General features: G+C 36.5%; 9 protein-coding genes. 3 read left to right on the forward strand and 6 right to left on the reverse strand.

Features of this window, described 5'->3' with window-relative positions; all coding sequences use genetic code 11:
* Together VKJ25_RS03550 and VKJ25_RS03555 are read right to left on the reverse strand one after the other, a co-directional pair.
* Positions 1-410 (reverse strand): reverse transcriptase N-terminal domain-containing protein (locus tag VKJ25_RS03550; RefSeq protein ID WP_324235249.1); only part of this gene is annotated, 410 nt, incomplete at its 3' end.
* Positions 411-995: 585 nt separating this feature from the next.
* The gene (locus VKJ25_RS03555) at positions 996-1,694 is read right to left on the reverse strand and encodes an NAD-dependent epimerase/dehydratase family protein (protein WP_324235250.1); all 699 of its coding nucleotides are present in this window, start codon (positions 1,692-1,694) and stop codon (positions 996-998) included.
* Positions 1,695-2,785: 1,091 nt separating this feature from the next.
* On the opposite strand from VKJ25_RS03555, the gene rimO reads away from it, so the two are divergent.
* A complete protein-coding gene (gene rimO, locus VKJ25_RS03560) occupies positions 2,786-4,099 on the forward strand; it encodes a 30S ribosomal protein S12 methylthiotransferase RimO (RefSeq protein ID WP_324235251.1) in 1,314 nt (437 codons plus the stop codon).
* A 1,196-nt stretch (positions 4,100-5,295) separates the two neighbouring features.
* Complete coding sequence (locus tag VKJ25_RS03565) at positions 5,296-6,771, forward strand: DEAD/DEAH box helicase (protein WP_324235264.1); 1,476 nt, start codon at positions 5,296-5,298, stop codon at positions 6,769-6,771.
* A gap of 480 nt (positions 6,772-7,251) precedes the next feature.
* Here VKJ25_RS03565 and VKJ25_RS03570 read toward each other — a convergent pair whose 3' ends face one another.
* The 3 genes from VKJ25_RS03570 to VKJ25_RS03580 all read right to left on the reverse strand — a co-directional run bounded on the left by VKJ25_RS03570 (position 7,252) and on the right by VKJ25_RS03580 (position 11,877).
* Positions 7,252-9,009 (reverse strand): ABC1 kinase family protein, encoded by a 1,758-nt coding sequence (locus tag VKJ25_RS03570; protein WP_375340298.1) that lies wholly within the window; start codon positions 9,007-9,009, stop codon positions 7,252-7,254.
* A gap of 257 nt (positions 9,010-9,266) precedes the next feature.
* Entirely contained in the window at positions 9,267-9,593 is a 327-nt protein-coding gene (locus VKJ25_RS03575; RefSeq protein WP_324235252.1) for a DUF6825 family protein, read from the reverse strand.
* A 712-nt stretch (positions 9,594-10,305) separates the two neighbouring features.
* A complete protein-coding gene (locus VKJ25_RS03580; RefSeq protein ID WP_324235253.1) occupies positions 10,306-11,877 on the reverse strand; it encodes a serine/threonine protein kinase in 1,572 nt (523 codons plus the stop codon).
* 180 nt (positions 11,878-12,057) lie between these two features.
* Here VKJ25_RS03580 and VKJ25_RS03585 point away from each other — a divergent pair, with 180 nt between their 5' ends.
* Positions 12,058-12,813 (forward strand): WecB/TagA/CpsF family glycosyltransferase, encoded by a 756-nt coding sequence (locus tag VKJ25_RS03585; RefSeq protein ID WP_324235254.1) that lies wholly within the window; start codon positions 12,058-12,060, stop codon positions 12,811-12,813.
* Positions 12,814-13,564: 751 nt separating this feature from the next.
* Here the strand turns inward: VKJ25_RS03585 and VKJ25_RS03590 are convergent.
* The gene (locus tag VKJ25_RS03590) at positions 13,565-15,304 is read right to left on the reverse strand and encodes a hypothetical protein (protein ID WP_324235255.1); all 1,740 of its coding nucleotides are present in this window, start codon (positions 15,302-15,304) and stop codon (positions 13,565-13,567) included.
* Between the last annotated feature and the right edge of the window lie 516 nt (positions 15,305-15,820).

The following is a 15,820-nucleotide window of genomic DNA, read 5'->3' on the forward strand; positions in this document are numbered from 1 at the left end:
GGTATCCAGACACGGCGGGTCGGGCTGGCTTTGAGGTATCGCGTATTTAATAAATCAACCAAGTTTAATCGCTGCATAGGAGGTAGGTTTTTTATACCGTCTATTCCCGCAGTTTTCTTACCCTGGTTATCTTGAGTCACGCGCCTAACAGCTAGCAACCTAGCGCAATAACTTTTGGTCAGAAGTCTTTGGTATTTACGCATCTTGCGGATTTCGCCACGGCTGGATGCTCTGTAAATTAACTTTTGCAACTTAAATACATTCTTCTCAACCCGTCTCCAGTTGATATCCTTCCATTTAAGATTTGGATTGATACATACCGGGTCTGGTATATCGTCTGTATCCCATGCCACGCTTAAAAAGGGCTTTGGGTTTCCCAATCTTCTTTTTAGTGTTTTAGCTTTATTCATCGCTATTTATTACCTTACATTACGTCTAACAGTGGGTACGTCAGCAAAATCATGCTTTTTACCCAATCCTACTCTCCCTAAGACCTACGATAAAATGCGTAGATTTACCTTGAATGGCTTCCTAAGATTTCGACCTATATACTTAGGTGTCTTAGAGAGGTTTCCTCGTTCCCTTATCCCTTTATTACGGCCAATTTAGTGGGGTAAAATCTCCCGGAGGGTTCAGTATGGTTGTTGATAATTTTCCTGTTATAAAATTATCCATTGACCCCCTGACTTTCGTCCTACATCCCATAGCTACCTTGGGGATGGATTGACGTAACGAGAGTTTGATTACCTTCCTGTTTGTCCACTTGTCAGCCTTTGCTTGCGGTATCGTTCCTCGGTAACTGGTATTTTTCCGCTTTTAGACCAGCTTTAGGGATTGATGTTCAGTCGCTACCCTATGGCCTATGCTTTCTACCCAACAACAGGGCGGTGGAATTTCACCACGAAGGAAATAAGAGTTTTCCAATGGCCAAATATTTAACCTCCTTTAAGATTAGCCACGGAAGGCCAGATATACCTGCTGAAAAGCAGTTTTGACTAGCCAACGAGTCGCACAAAAGGTTCATCATAAGTTCCCACCCATTCCTTACTATTCCCTATCCAATTTACTATTTTCTCAGCTACCTTATCTGCAGGTGGAGCAGAATTAACTCGCTGTTCCCGAATCTTATAAGCTTTATCATTCAAACGATTCACAGGCGCCCAAGCAAATTTACCAGCTATTACCCCAGGGCGATACAATCGGAGGTAAATCATATTTTTACTAGAATGATATACAATTGGTCCGACTCCAGACCAGAAATAATGTAAGGCTATTTTTCCAGAATGATAAACAGGTCCGAAACAGGAAGGACTTCCATCAGCAATGGAACCAATGGCAATGACATCTAAACGTCTACTTCTAACTAACTTTGCTGCTTCAGTCGCCACAACGGCAGGCCAAGTATAGTTAACTCTGTTCATTGATTCTACCAACTCAATGACAGGAATCCCACCTTCTCCCACTTCGGTTTCAATTTGACCAGCGTTTAATATTACCACATCTGGGTCATAGTCAAATAGTTTTTTGGCATCTTCTATAGTTTCTTGGGGAGAAACATACAACTCATCAAAAAAATCTCCTTCTAGATTAGGTTGACGAGTCACACCGACAACTCGCCACCCCCGTGACTTATATGCTTTACCCATCGCACTACCTAAAGTGCCAGAAATTCCAGTAATTACAACAGTTTTCATATAATTTTATCCATGAACGAATAGCCCTGTAGCAATTAGCTATTATATAGTGTCTGGTTGAATAAAGAAAAAGCTTTTAAGATTATTTATATACAGGTTTTAAATATTACTGATTTTTGTTTCTATAAATTCTGTTTAAGTATCTCAATAAGCTTTTGGAAATTATTACTTTGATAGTGTTTTAAAAGTTTAATAGCTGTTTTTTATGGTTCGTCTATTTTCACATTAATAATTTTAGTTTTATATCAAATCCGATAGTATTGGTAGAATTCAAGACCGTAGGGGTTTGGTCTCCAATTTATCGGGAACCGTACGCTCTACAAACTAACTAGGATTTGTAGCTTTTTTCTGATTATAAACCTTATTCCCCAAAGCAAGTGGATTTGATATTACAGCAGATTTCAATCAAATAATATACAAAGTGAATAACGAAAATTTTCTAGTGGGGTTATCTTGCCCGCGATGGGCGTAGTTAATAATAGTCAAAAGAACTGTATATCACACAAACAATACATTCTATAGAAATTACCAATTGGTTGCTTGAAAATGAACCTGATTATTTACAAGAACTTGCTGAATTTTTAAAAGGAATAATCGAAAATTCCTCAAATCAATAAAAAATTAATTCCGGGTCGGAAATAGAGTAAATTAGCGATCGCTTCCCTCTGCTCAACAATACTTAGGCAAAGGTACTAGGTATAGATTCAAAAAAACTATTGTACAAGAGTTTTAAACTTTATAGATAGAGTCTCTGTCAATCAATAAAAAATTAATTCCGGGTCGGAAATAGAGTAAATTAGCGATCGCTTCCCTCTGCTCAACAATACTTAGGCAAAGGTACTAGGTATAGATTCAAAAAAACTATTCTACAAGAGTTTTAAACTTTATAGATAGCCTCCTAACTATCTTCTACTTCTATCTCCCCCTTTTTTTGAAAGGGGGAGATAATCTCCCTTTGCACACCAGATTTACTATCACTTTATTATCCGAAACTACCGTTATATCTAGATTGATAACTTACTTTCCCCCCTGTAAAAATCAGAAAATATGCTATACTAAAAAATTGTTGCTAAAAAAAATCCATAAATAAAATGTCTACAAAACCCACCATCGCATTTAGTCACCTGGGATGCGAAAAAAATCGCATTGATACCGAACACATCATCGGTTTACTCGCACAAGCAGGTTATCAAGTAGATGCTAACGAAGAATTAGCAGATTATGTTGTCGTCAACACCTGTAGTTTCATCCAAGCTGCTAGAGAAGAGTCTGTCAGAACTTTGGTAGAATTAGCTGAAGCTAATAAAAAAATAGTCATTGCTGGTTGCATGGCACAACACTTTCAACAAGAACTACTCGCCGAGTTACCAGAAGCTGTAGCACTCGTCGGTACAGGTGATTATCATAAAATAGTAGACGTGATGCAACGAGTCGAAAAAGGCGAGCGCGTCCAAGAAGTTACCCCGGAACCTACTTACATCGCTGACGAAACTACCCCCCGTTACCGCACAACATCTGAAGGCGTTGCTTATGTGCGAATCGCCGAAGGATGCGACTATCGTTGCGCTTTCTGTATCATTCCTCATCTTAGGGGAAATCAGCGATCGCGCACCATAGAATCTATTGTCGCCGAAGCTCAACAACTAGCACACCAAGGCGTTAAAGAAATTATTCTTATTTCCCAAATAACCACCAACTATGGAGTCGATATTTATGGTAAACCACAATTAGCCGAACTGCTGCGGGCGTTAGGGAAAGTTGATATACCCTGGATTAGAATGCACTACGCTTACCCCACTGGTTTAACACCCAAAGTCATAACCGCCATCCAAGAAACTCCCAATGTTTTACCATACCTCGATTTACCCCTACAACATTCTCATCCCGAAATTCTCAGAGCAATGAATAGACCTTGGCAAGGTCAAGTTAACGATGATATCATTCAAAAAATTAAAGCAGCTATGCCTAACGCCGTGTTGCGGACAACATTTATTGTTGGCTTCCCTGGTGAAACCGAAGAACATAATGCACATTTAGTAGAATTTGTCAAGCGTCACGAATTTGATCATGTCGGCGTCTTTACATTTTCTCCAGAAGAAGGAACCCCTGCTTATAATTTGCCCAATCAGTTGCCCCAAGAATTCATGGATGCTCGCCGGGAAGAAATTATGGAAGTCCAACAGTCCATATCTGAGAAACAAAATCAAAAATTAGTGGGACAAGTAGTCGATGTACTAATTGAACAAGAAAATCCTCAAACCGGAGAATTAATTGGTAGATCGGCCAGATTTTCTCCAGAAGTAGATGGACTGGTTTATGCTCAAGGAGAGGCCAGATTAGGGTCAATTGTTCCAGTAAAAATTACAGATGCAGATATTTACGATTTGTATGGCCAGGTACAGTAATTAATAATTGATAATTGATAATTAATAATTAGAGCTTGCAGATTAAATTTGAAAACTTTGACAGATAAAGGTTTTAGCTTTTTAGAGTCCAGTAGGGTGTGTTTTCCGCCCTTGAGCCGACATGTTTGCGTAGCAGTCCCTATACGATAACCCTACGCGACATGAAAAGCGTTTCGCTCCGCGACATGAATGACCAGCATTCCGCAGGAAAGCGTAACGCACCATTTTCTAAAATAAAGTGTAAATGATCTATCTATAGAATGATTTTTAAGTTATACATTGGTGTGTGTGTGTGTGTGTGTGTATATGTGTGTGTGTGTGTGTGTGTGTATGTGTGTGTGTGTGTGTGTGTGTGTGTGTGTTACGGCTATCGCCGTAACACACCCTACTGGAATGACTGATAACTGATAACTGAAATTATCCTGACCATTAAAAAATTTGGCCGTAGTAGATAGTCTAAACTGTCCTCTTTTCCCTACTCCCTACTCCCTAAAAAAATAAGTTAAGAAAAATATGTAAAAAATACCCAATGTGTTAAGTGATTTGTTATTATGTAAATCATTATTAAGAATAAAAAGGGCCACTGATAGTAAGAAACTGTAGATTATCTAAACTGCCTGTTGAGACTAATGCTCAAGTGTAAAGATGCAGTTAAACAAAATAAAGAGAAGTAATTTTTCTTTAAATTATTTAATTCAATGGGCAACTTCAAGATGCGCAACAGCTTATTACTTTAAAACAGAGGTCCAACCTGCCTTAATGTACCCAACTAGGGAGAAAAGGAACAGGGCATTTGGCCTTTATCAAAATCTCAGCATCAGACCTACGTTTTCCAGTATGGGAAATTTAGGCATAAATGCTGAGTCAAGTTGACTACTTCTAAAATATAGATCAAAAAGTGGCAAAGGCATACTGCCCTACCAATCAGCTAGCTATAACTACGGCAAATAAGCAAGAAATTTGAGTATTGCTGAATTAAAGGATGAATAAAGTGAGATGGGCATCCTGCGCGTCCGAAAATATAAGGAACGGGCAAGATGTCCCCATACACAAAATTGTTAAAATCATCCCATATTTATGTAATGCCGAAATTTGTATCTAGTGAGGGCTTATGAGCAGCTATGGTTGACCATAAATCCGCCTCCAAGTTGGGTGACAAAGGAACCGGATGTCAACTGTTTACATTAGGAGAATTAATGGATTTATCGTTTGCAAATTTAGGAATTTCAGAAGAACGTGCAAATCATTTAGAAACAATCGGTTTTACTGAACCTACTCCGATTCAAACTGAAGCAATACCACATTTGCTGGCAGGAACAGATATTGTAGGTCAAGCTCAGACAGGTACAGGTAAAACAGCAGCATTTTCGTTACCCATATTGGAGCGGATAGATTTAAGTATAAACGCAGTTCAAGCGTTAATTTTAACCCCAACTCGTGAGTTAGCACTACAAGTCACAGAAGCGATTCGTCAATTTACTGGTATAGATAGTAAAGTTCCAAGTAAACGGCGATTATTTGTTCTCACTGTTTATGGTGGTCAGTCTATCGAGCGTCAGGTGCAACGTTTGCAAAAGGGTGTTCATATTGTAGTAGGAACCCCAGGACGAGTTATAGATATGTTGAATCGGAATAGTTTGAAACTAGATCATTTGAAAATGATGGTTTTAGATGAAGCTGATGAAATGTTGAGTATGGGATTTATTCAGGATGTAGAAAGAATTTTGGACGCTGCACCTCTTGAACGTCAAACAGCTTTCTTTTCTGCTACTATGGATTATTCAATCCGAAAATTGGTGAATAAGTATTTGCGATCGCCAGTTACAGTTAAAGTAGCTCAACAAAAAACTACTCCGAAACGGATTACTCAAACTGCGTACATGGTACCTCGTGGTGTTTCTAAAGGAAAAGCTCTACAGCCAATTCTCGAATTAGAAGACCCAGAAGCAGCTTTGATATTTGTCCGCACCAGACAAGCAGCAGCAGAATTGACCAATCAATTACAGTCAGCAGGTCACAGTGTTGATGAGTATCACGGTAATTTAAACCAATCTCAACGGGAACGGTTGTTAAGTCGCTTCCGAAATCAACAAGTACGTTGGGTGGTAGCAACTGATATTGCAGCTCGTGGTTTAGATGTGGATCATTTAACTCATGTGATCAATTATGATTTGCCTGATAGTGTGGATAGTTACGTTCACCGTATTGGTCGTACAGGTCGTGCAGGTCGGGAAGGAACGGCAATTTCTTTAATTCATCCTGTAGACAAGCGGAAGTTACGGTTAATAGAACGTCACTTACGTCAGCGTTTAGATACTCGTTCAATACCCAAGCGCTCTCAAATTGAAGCTCGACAGTTAGAGAAATTGCAGAGTAAAGTGCGAACTGCTTTGAGTGGAGAACGGATGGCTTCTTTCTTACCGTTAATTTCTCAGTTAGGTGAAGAATACGATCCCCATGCGATCGCTGCTGCTGCTTTACAGATAGCTTATGATGAAACTCGTCCTGCTTGGATGGGGCCTGATTATGCTCAGGATGAGGATCAATTTATGTATGATACTCCTAAACCAAAGTTGAAAAAGCAGGCACCAAGGAAGTCTCGTAAGCCAAATTTTTCTGATAAAAATCAGAAAACAAAGGATGAGATTTTTGTAGAAGAGGCATCTGTTTAACTTCCCATACAGAAGTACCGCGCTCTCCCTTAGGGGAGCGTCCTATGGGAAAGCAGGGCTAGGGTTTACGGTTTTCCTATAGTTCTGTTCTGTTTGTTAATGTAGGGGTTTGGTCTCCAAACCCTCTACAAACTAAAATTTTTATCAATAAATAATATTGATGGTAGGCGTAAGTAAGCCCTTGTTGTTCCCGTTAGGGTTGCGCAGCATGGAAAGTAGCTTGCTTCTCCGTAGGAGTAACCCAACATTAGTAAGGCTGATAATCAGTAGAATTTAAGAATGCAGGAGGTTGGTCTCCAAACCCTCTACAAACTAGAATTTTTATCAATAAATAATATTGATGGTAGAACTTTACAGCAGTTCTCAGATGAATAAACCACACTCAAAAAATGATAACTCTGTAGGGATGTTCCATGGAACATCTCTACAAGGTTTTTATTGGTTAAGGCGATCTCATTCATTAAGAGTGAAAATCGGTCCCTACATCATCTTATCCAATCTATCAATACGCTTCAAAAGTCGTATAAAAGCAAACCCCATCACCACAACCAATAAAACCAACACCAAAGCCAAACCAACCTGATTATTAACATATAGAATAGTCGCCGACAAAGTGAAACCACTAATCAACAAAGCATAATTAGTACCCATTTGCACATTACTAACTCGCCGAACTAACCTATCTGTTTCCACCGCCCTTACCCGAACCTTAATATCTCCCTGCTCTAGCTTATCGATCGCATCCTCAATACGACGAGGCAAACCCAAAGCAGTAGAACTAACCTGAGCTGCTTGACGACCAAGTTCATTAAAAATAGTATTTTGAGAATTTCCATCAGACATAATCTCCATGGCAAACGGTTGTGCCACCTCCATAAAATTAAACTCTGGGTCTAAACCCTTACCAACTCCCTCTAAAGTAGAGAAAGCTCGCATGACAAAAGTAAAAGTTGCCGGAAAACGGAAAGGTTGGTCATAAGCAACCTCATACAAATCATCACTAATAGCCGTAATTGACTGAGCTTCAAACGGCTTATCCATAAAATTATCCAACATATACTGAATAGAACGCCTCACCGGTCCCATATCTCCAGTAGGTTGTAATGCTCCTAAATCTATCAAAGATATAATCACTCTCTCTGCATCTTTGGAAGCAATACCATAGAGAGTTTGCATTAGTTTTTGCTTCATGTTAGCCTTGATTTCTCCCATCATCCCAAAATCATAGAAAATTAATCCCCCTTCTGGACTAACCGCAATATTACCGGGATGAGGATCAGCATGGAAAAAACCATAATTCAAAAGTTGCTGTAAATAAGCTTGCGCACCCATTTTTGCCAAAGCTTTTCTATTTTGACCTGATGCTTCCAAAGCCTCATAATTACTAATTTTGATACCAGGAACATATTCTAATGTCAGTACCCGTGGCGCCGAATATCGCCAAAAAACTCTAGGAACCCTTACCCAGTCACAGTTACGAAAATTGCGACGAAAAGTATCAGCATTACGACCTTCATTGAGATAATCTATTTCTAGCCATAAAATTCGGCAACACTCTTCGTAAATACCCAACCAGTCTCTACCGGGACCCCATTGGGGATGACTTTGGAAATAATGAGCTATCCCTTTAAGAATAGCCAAATCAATTTGGAATAGTTTTTTTAACCCTGGTCTTTGCACTTTGACCACCACATCTTCACCAGAGTGGAGTTGCGCTCTATGAACTTGACCTAAACTAGCAGCAGCTAAAGGAACTGGATCGAAACTTTTGTATAATTTTTCTATTTTTTTGCCTAGATCTTCTTCAATAATTGTCTCAACTTGTTCATAGTTAAAAGCAGGGACTCGATCTTGAAGTTTGGAAAGCTCTTCCACATATTCGGAGGGAAATAGATCTGCACGGGTAGAGAATAGCTGTCCCAATTTGATAAAAGTAGGACCTAATTCTAGCATAGTATCTCGAACCCAGACAGCTTGTTTTCGCCGTCTCAGATTTTTCTTTTCTTCTGTTACTCCTCCTCGGTAGCTCCAATCTTTTTTATCTACCCAAAGCCAAGTTAGCCAAAGGAGAACGAAACTCCAAATATCAATATAACGACGCTGGCGAGAGTAATTTTCTCTATTCCAGCGATAAGCTTTCTGACTATGAGGTTGACTGGGAGCTAGAGTCATTGAGCCTCCAGTTGTATAGTTAGCTTCTTTTTTGTGGTTAGTAATGTCATCGAGGAGAACGGACACAGTAGTATTTTATAATTGGTAATTTTATTTAAAGATTTGGCTCATGGCAATAGAAAACAATGAGCGCAGATTTATAGTTTGTAAAATTCAATTTTGAAAGTCCCCATTTTATCTATTGATTCAGTACGAGGATGAAAAGTTTGTCATAATGTACCGAATCAATATCCTTAAGGGAATTCAGTTATATTAGTTACTTATTAGCAGGTTGAAGAATCCCGTATTGTCCTTCTATCTAAGGTTAACATTAGGGATAAATATCAAGAAGAAGAACTACGATATTTTTGCAGTTCGGCTCTAACTTGAGCTACTTCAGCCCTTAAATCGTCAATTATAGCTTGTAGGTCTTTTGGTTGAGAATCTAATTCCTCAGAATTACTATTATCATTACTATTATTTTCTATTTGCGCTTCTCTATCCGCTCTTTCTAAAACTTGCTCAATAAATGTACGCAAGTTTTCTCTTTGCTCTGCATCAAATTTACCTAGTCCACTTAGGGTATTAGTAATACCATTTTCTAGTTGTTCATAGATTCCTTCTGCAATTGCTCTACCAACAAAGAAGGCATGAATTGGTGATTTATTCATAATAAAATAGTTTATTCTGATAATTTAACTAATCCATTTAACGGTTAGTAACTTTCAATTGTAAAGTATTGTATCACATTATCTCTATTTAGGGTTTGCTGATTTATCGGGAACCATAAAAGTCTTTTTGTTAGGGGAGGCAGTAGGGAGTAGGGAGTATGTAGGCACGTTGTATGCAGTTTCCTTAAAGAGTTAAGAGAAGCGAGGAGTTGGAGAAGAGGTGGTCATTTATAATTGCCCCTTAGTTTTTCCCTCATAATTACTCCAAAATTCTCACTTTTTCCACTTTCTCAACCCAAAAGCTGGTACTTTTACGGTTCCCGAAAAATCAGTACCTAAAATTCTTCAAACCTTTATTGAACAAGACTTAGGGAAATATACTATATAGATAGAGTTAAAAAACTATTGTTCAATAGTTTTAAGCACTATATATCTAGGGTGGCTGCGTAAGTCCTTTTGAATAGTACTTTGATATTTAATCAGCAAGCCCTATAGAAGTATTGATATAGAAACCTAAAATAATTTTTGTGGAAAAAAAGTTCTAGCTTTTTGCTCTTTCAAGTTAGAGTATTGAGCAGACAATAAGGGAAAAATTAAGGAATAATTTGACTACAATCAAGCATTAAAGAAATAGAGTAAATCCAACCTAGGATAAAATAATAGTTATAATGTCTTTGATTTTTGCTATCTTTATAACTAATAACAAATCAAATTAATAGTAGTTACCAGAGTAATTATTTTGCTGTTGATTTTCTTGATTTTCCTGGTTCGGATATTCGAGTTGATAATCAGAAGGCTCATAGAATGTTTTTGGTGAATCAACTTTGGTACTATTATCATCAACAGAATAATTGTACGGAGATACTTGAGTTTTTATATCATTAGAATAATCTACCTTTTCTGGTTTAAATTTATCTTCATCAGATACAAATGAACTATCAGGAAAAACGTCATTACCAACAGAATTTGGCTTAGGTAATTTATTTAATTTTGGTGGATTTTTAGAGTGATTTTCGACTGAAATATAATCAAAAAGAGGACTAGATGGATCTTGACTTCGGAAAGTATAATTCTGCTCTTTTTTCAGACTTTCTAAGATATTATCCGATTTGAAACTTCTTCCTTTGTTATTAACTTTGGCATAGCTATAACGCATCGTAACATCAAAACCTATCCACCCAAAAGTTACAGCAGTCAAGAGAAATAACGAAAAAATTGTTAACTGGAAATAAATTCGATTAATCCAACTAAACATAAACATATTAGCAAGAATTTTCACATTAATGTTATTCACCTTTTTCCTGGGAACTTCCTTAGCAATATGTTTCTCTTCTTCATAATCAATAGTTGATTCTAATTCACACTCTATTAATTTACCTTTATTGTTAAAAGCAGATGATTTCTCTGTTACAGAATTATCTGGTTTTTTGACATCTAAAATACTTGATTCATTTAACAGAAAAGCCAACCAACTTTCAACTGTTTGAGGTCGTTTTTTGGGATCTATTTCTAATCCCATGAGAATAGTATTCTCAATACATTGAGTAAGATTAGGTTGCAAATATTTCAGTTCTTTTGTAGAAAATTTAAGTGTTTGAGAAACAGTTTTACTAAGTCTTAAAGGTGCAGGAATAGGAGTTTGGCCAGTAAGTAAATAATATAAAGTAGCAGTTAAAGCATAAATATCTGTTGCTGGACTTAACTTTTGTTTGGGATTACATTGTTCTGGCGGTGAATATCCCATAGAAAATAAATTAGTATGAGTTTGTCTAATTCCAGGAGTTAAATCACAAGCAATACCAAAATCAGTTAGTATGACTGTATTAGTTCCAGCTCGCCTAATAATATTCTTAGGTTGTATATCCCGATGTAAAAACCCATTTTTGTGGACTACTGAAAGAGCTGAAGCAATTTGGTGTACATAATGAGCAGCTTGGTGAGGATGGAGATTATTGCTATACTTTTTTACCAACTCAGCCAAATTTTGACCCGGTATATAGTCCATTACTATGAAGAAAAAACCATCTTCTTCAAAAAAGTCCCATATTCTGACAATATTGGGATGTACAGATTTAGCCAGGAGGTGAGCTTCACTGATAAATTGATGCTGAAATTTAGGAAAATCTTGATGTTGTCGTAGACTTTCATTCAAAGTTTTCAACACAACAATTTGGTTAAATTGATGATGAATAGCTCGGTAAGTTATACCAAAACATCCTTGGCCTAAAATACTATCTATAGTATATTTTCCTTCTTGAAGGACAACTCCTGCTGTTAAGTTCATAAATACTAATTTTCATACAAGTATTATTGGTTAGAATACAACAATTTTAATAAACCTAATATTTAAACCAGATTTACTATAAATTAGTTAAATAGTAGCTTGAAAGAGTCAAATCAGGTAATCTAAATCAGTAACTATTTAAAGATAGTTAAACACAAAAATCTATAAAATAGAATACTTATGAGGGAAAAAAACTCTGGCTCTGCACTTAGTCCACTTCCAGAAAGTCTAGTTTTAGGTTTACCAGTACATTGTAGCAACAACTATTCTGGTTGGTTACTTTCTCGACTAGAGGCCGAAGTAGGAACTCATATAGTTACACTAAATGCAGAAATGGTAATCCAAGGTGAGAAAAATCATGTCTTAGCTAATATAATTCGTCAAGCTGAATTAGTAGTTCCTGATGGAGCAGGTGTAGTTTTATACCTGAAGTTTAAGGGTAAGTCTGTACAGCGTTGTCCTGGTATTGAATTAGCAGAAAGTCTTTTGTGGCAAGTATCTAAACAAAATCCAGATAATTTGGTATTTTTCTATGGAGGAAAACCAGGAGTAGCAATGAAAGCTGCTGAGTCTTGGCAAGACAAAGTTCCAGAGTTAGCGATCGCTTGTCAACATGGTTATCTATCTCCAGCAGAAGAGAAGGAACTTTTGCACACTTTGGCACAATTACAACCCAGATTAATATTCGTAGGTTTAGGAGTACCTCGTCAAGAGTTATGGATTGCGGAACATAAATATATTTGTCCTCAAGCAATTTGGATTGGTATTGGTGGTAGTTTTGATATATGGGCTGGTATAAAGGAAAGGGCACCTGCTTGGTTTCGTAATAATTCTTTGGAGTGGTTATATCGACTTTATCAGGAACCTTGGCGTTGGAGAAGAATGTTGTCTCTACCAAAATTTGCCTGGAAAACTTTGATGGAAATTAAATTTTAGACAGAAGAAGGAGTAAGAAGGAAGAAGGAGTAAGAAGGAAGAAGGAAGAAGGAGGAAGGAAGAAGGAAGAAGGAAGAAGGAGAAAGAAGAAACTTTTAACGCAACTTCCGCACGTCAAATTATAACACTAGAGTATTATAATAATTTGGTAGCTTAGTAAATATTTATACTGTAGGAATTATCTTTCTTTATTTAGCTTTCTCATTCATCCAATTCTCAGGAAAATATGAAGCATAAATACTTAATTAACTATTTACTTTTATAATTTTCTTCTTAATGCATGACTTTTGACTTTTGACTTATATTTTATGGTACATTTTGTCTGGCGAAATGTAGGCTTTAACAAAAAGGGATAAACTATAGAGATAACTATCTAGGGCTTACTTATGGAAAATCTTTTGGCTCTTTGTAGTCAGGAGTCAAACCACCCCTAACCCTTCCCAGGAGGAGAAGTCAGGAGAAAAGGTTTTCCAATTTTTAGAATGTTAAAAAGTACTCTTGTTTGAGTTCCTAATGCACGGTTCCTGAAACCCAAAAGGAGCGCATTTTGAACATGAGTTGTGCAACAAAATTACCCCCTATCAACCCATCATCCCATCTCCTTAAAAAAACTTTTTTAGCAAACCCTAATTATTAATTATTAATTATTAGTTATTGAAAGGGAATTTGTCTTTACCTTAGATAGAAAACCAATCTGGCGGAGGCAACCTTCTAGAAAATAAAATACAAAGCAAAAAACAAAAATAAACTATTAAATATTAACTGCCGATACTTGTTCATCAAAAGGAATTTTAGGAAAGTTCGGCAAATCTACTGCTGCTGATAAGTTTTGTTTTTCTGGTACTTCAGGTACAATTTCTTCTTCAAAAAATTCAGGCTCAAATACAGGTGAATCCCAAGTTGGTAAATGTAGCTTATTACCTACTAATGTTGTCTCTTCGACATCTTGCTCCACTTCCTCTACCATTTCAGAAGACTCATCTGCATTTATTTCAGGATTTATATCTTTTTCTAGTATAGGTTGATACTCACAAACATTCCACTTTCCTGTAGAGATGTTCCATGATATACGCTCTTGTTTAATCCCTTTATTTGATTCCTCAGACAAATTCTCTACTTTTTTAGATTCTTCCATAACCTTATTTTCGACCAATTTTTCCCTTTCTTTTTGTTGACTTTTTCCTTTAGGTAAATCATTTTCTATAACTAAATACTCTTCTGCTTCTGTATACTGTAAAGTAGTATCTTGTGGCGATACTTTTTCTGCTAATTCATAATCAGGAACTTCACCTATTCTACTAAATAAAGGTAGACTAGGATTTAATATAGTCTCACTAACCTCAGTAAAAAATTCATACTCAGAAGTATTTTCTGGTGATGATGATACTTCTTGTGGTTTAGTCAAACCTTGAGGTAAATCTAATTTATTTTCCCAATTAATATTAGTAGAATTCGTTTCTTTTTTGTCAAAAATAGATTCTTCTACTTGTTTATTTTTTATCTTTGGAGACCAAGGTTTAACTGGTTCAGAATTGATCAGAGGTATTTTTTTTGTGTTAGTCTGAAGGAAAGAATTTTCTTGCTTAAAAGTTTCAGATTTTGAGCTTAATTCAGATGTTTGAAATGTAGATTTTTCTTCTTCTAAAAGTTCAGATTTTGAACTTAATTCAGATGTTTGAACTGGATTGTTTACAGCTTTTTCAATTGTTTGATTTACCCTATCTATCTTTTCTGGAATTTCCAGATTTCTTGCCAAAGCAGCTTTGAACTGTAAAGTTTGTTGTTGCTGTCGATATAGTCTGTTTCGCAACTCTCGGCAACTATTTTCTAACTGTTTAAGATGATAACTTTGTTGATTGTAAGATTGTTTAGTTAAAGCACATTCTCTTTCCATTTGTGCCTGTTGTTGTTGACTATTTTGCCACTTATTTGTTAAAGACTCAACTAAAACCTCTTGACGCTGAATAATTTTATTACATAACTCTAACTTGTAAAATAAACGAGTTACCTGTTGTTGAGTTGCTGCTAGTTCTTTAGTTCTTTCTTCTACCAACTTTTCTTGATTTTCTAGAGTTTTTTGACATTCTTCTAAAGAGGTTTCTAATTCTGTAACTCGGTTTACCAGTTCGCGGTTACATTCATGCAAAGCTTCCATAAGACTGGGAGCTTCTAGTTCTTCAGTGGAGTCTTTTTTCAAAACTGATTTAACCCCTACAACTTCCTGAGACTTTCTTTGAGGTTGATTTTGATTAGGTAATTTTAAATCTTTCACTTCTGATGAAGTTGTTTTTGATACTGGAATTGAATCTACACTCATAGCATTAGGAAAATTAACGGTCTCCCACTCATCGTTCTCTAGAGATGTGCGTTTTTCTGGAGCTATATTTTCTTCAATTTTGTCCAGTTGATAAGTGTAGTCCAGTTTTTGGTGATTTACTGGATTATTTGTTTCTGGGAAGTTCTGGTTTCCAGGAAGTTCAGCTTCTGGCATGGCTTTCACCTAGAGTAGAGTCTACAGATTGCCTGATTATTTATTATTTATAGCAATTCCCATATTTGTGAGGTACACAATTCCTGATTTTAGGCAAGAGGGAACAGGGAACAGGGAACAGGGAATTAAGAAATACGATAAAAATAAAAATAGATGTACCTTATGACTATGAAAAAGGTTATATATCCTTAATATTAATATTATCATGCCTGACCGTCAACTATAGCATAAGTCATAATTTATAAGTCATAAGTTCTAATAAATTAGGTTGACAAGAAGAGTAATACTGGAGGCAGAAGGGTTAGAATGATTTGGACAAAGTATCTTTCTCATAACTGGATTTGGTATCAGAAGTTCAATTCTGACTGTAACTAATAGTATGACCATATCTTTACCATATCTATAGAACCTTTTTGGGATATATAAAGTTAGGTTGGGATCTGGGGAGATGGTTAGAGGCTATTTTTCTACCTTTTTTCCTATGCTATAGGTAATATTTCCCAAAGCTATCTACCA

The organism is Okeania sp. (assembly GCF_035285525.1).
Taxonomy (GTDB): Bacteria; Cyanobacteriota; Cyanobacteriia; order Cyanobacteriales; family Microcoleaceae; genus Trichodesmium.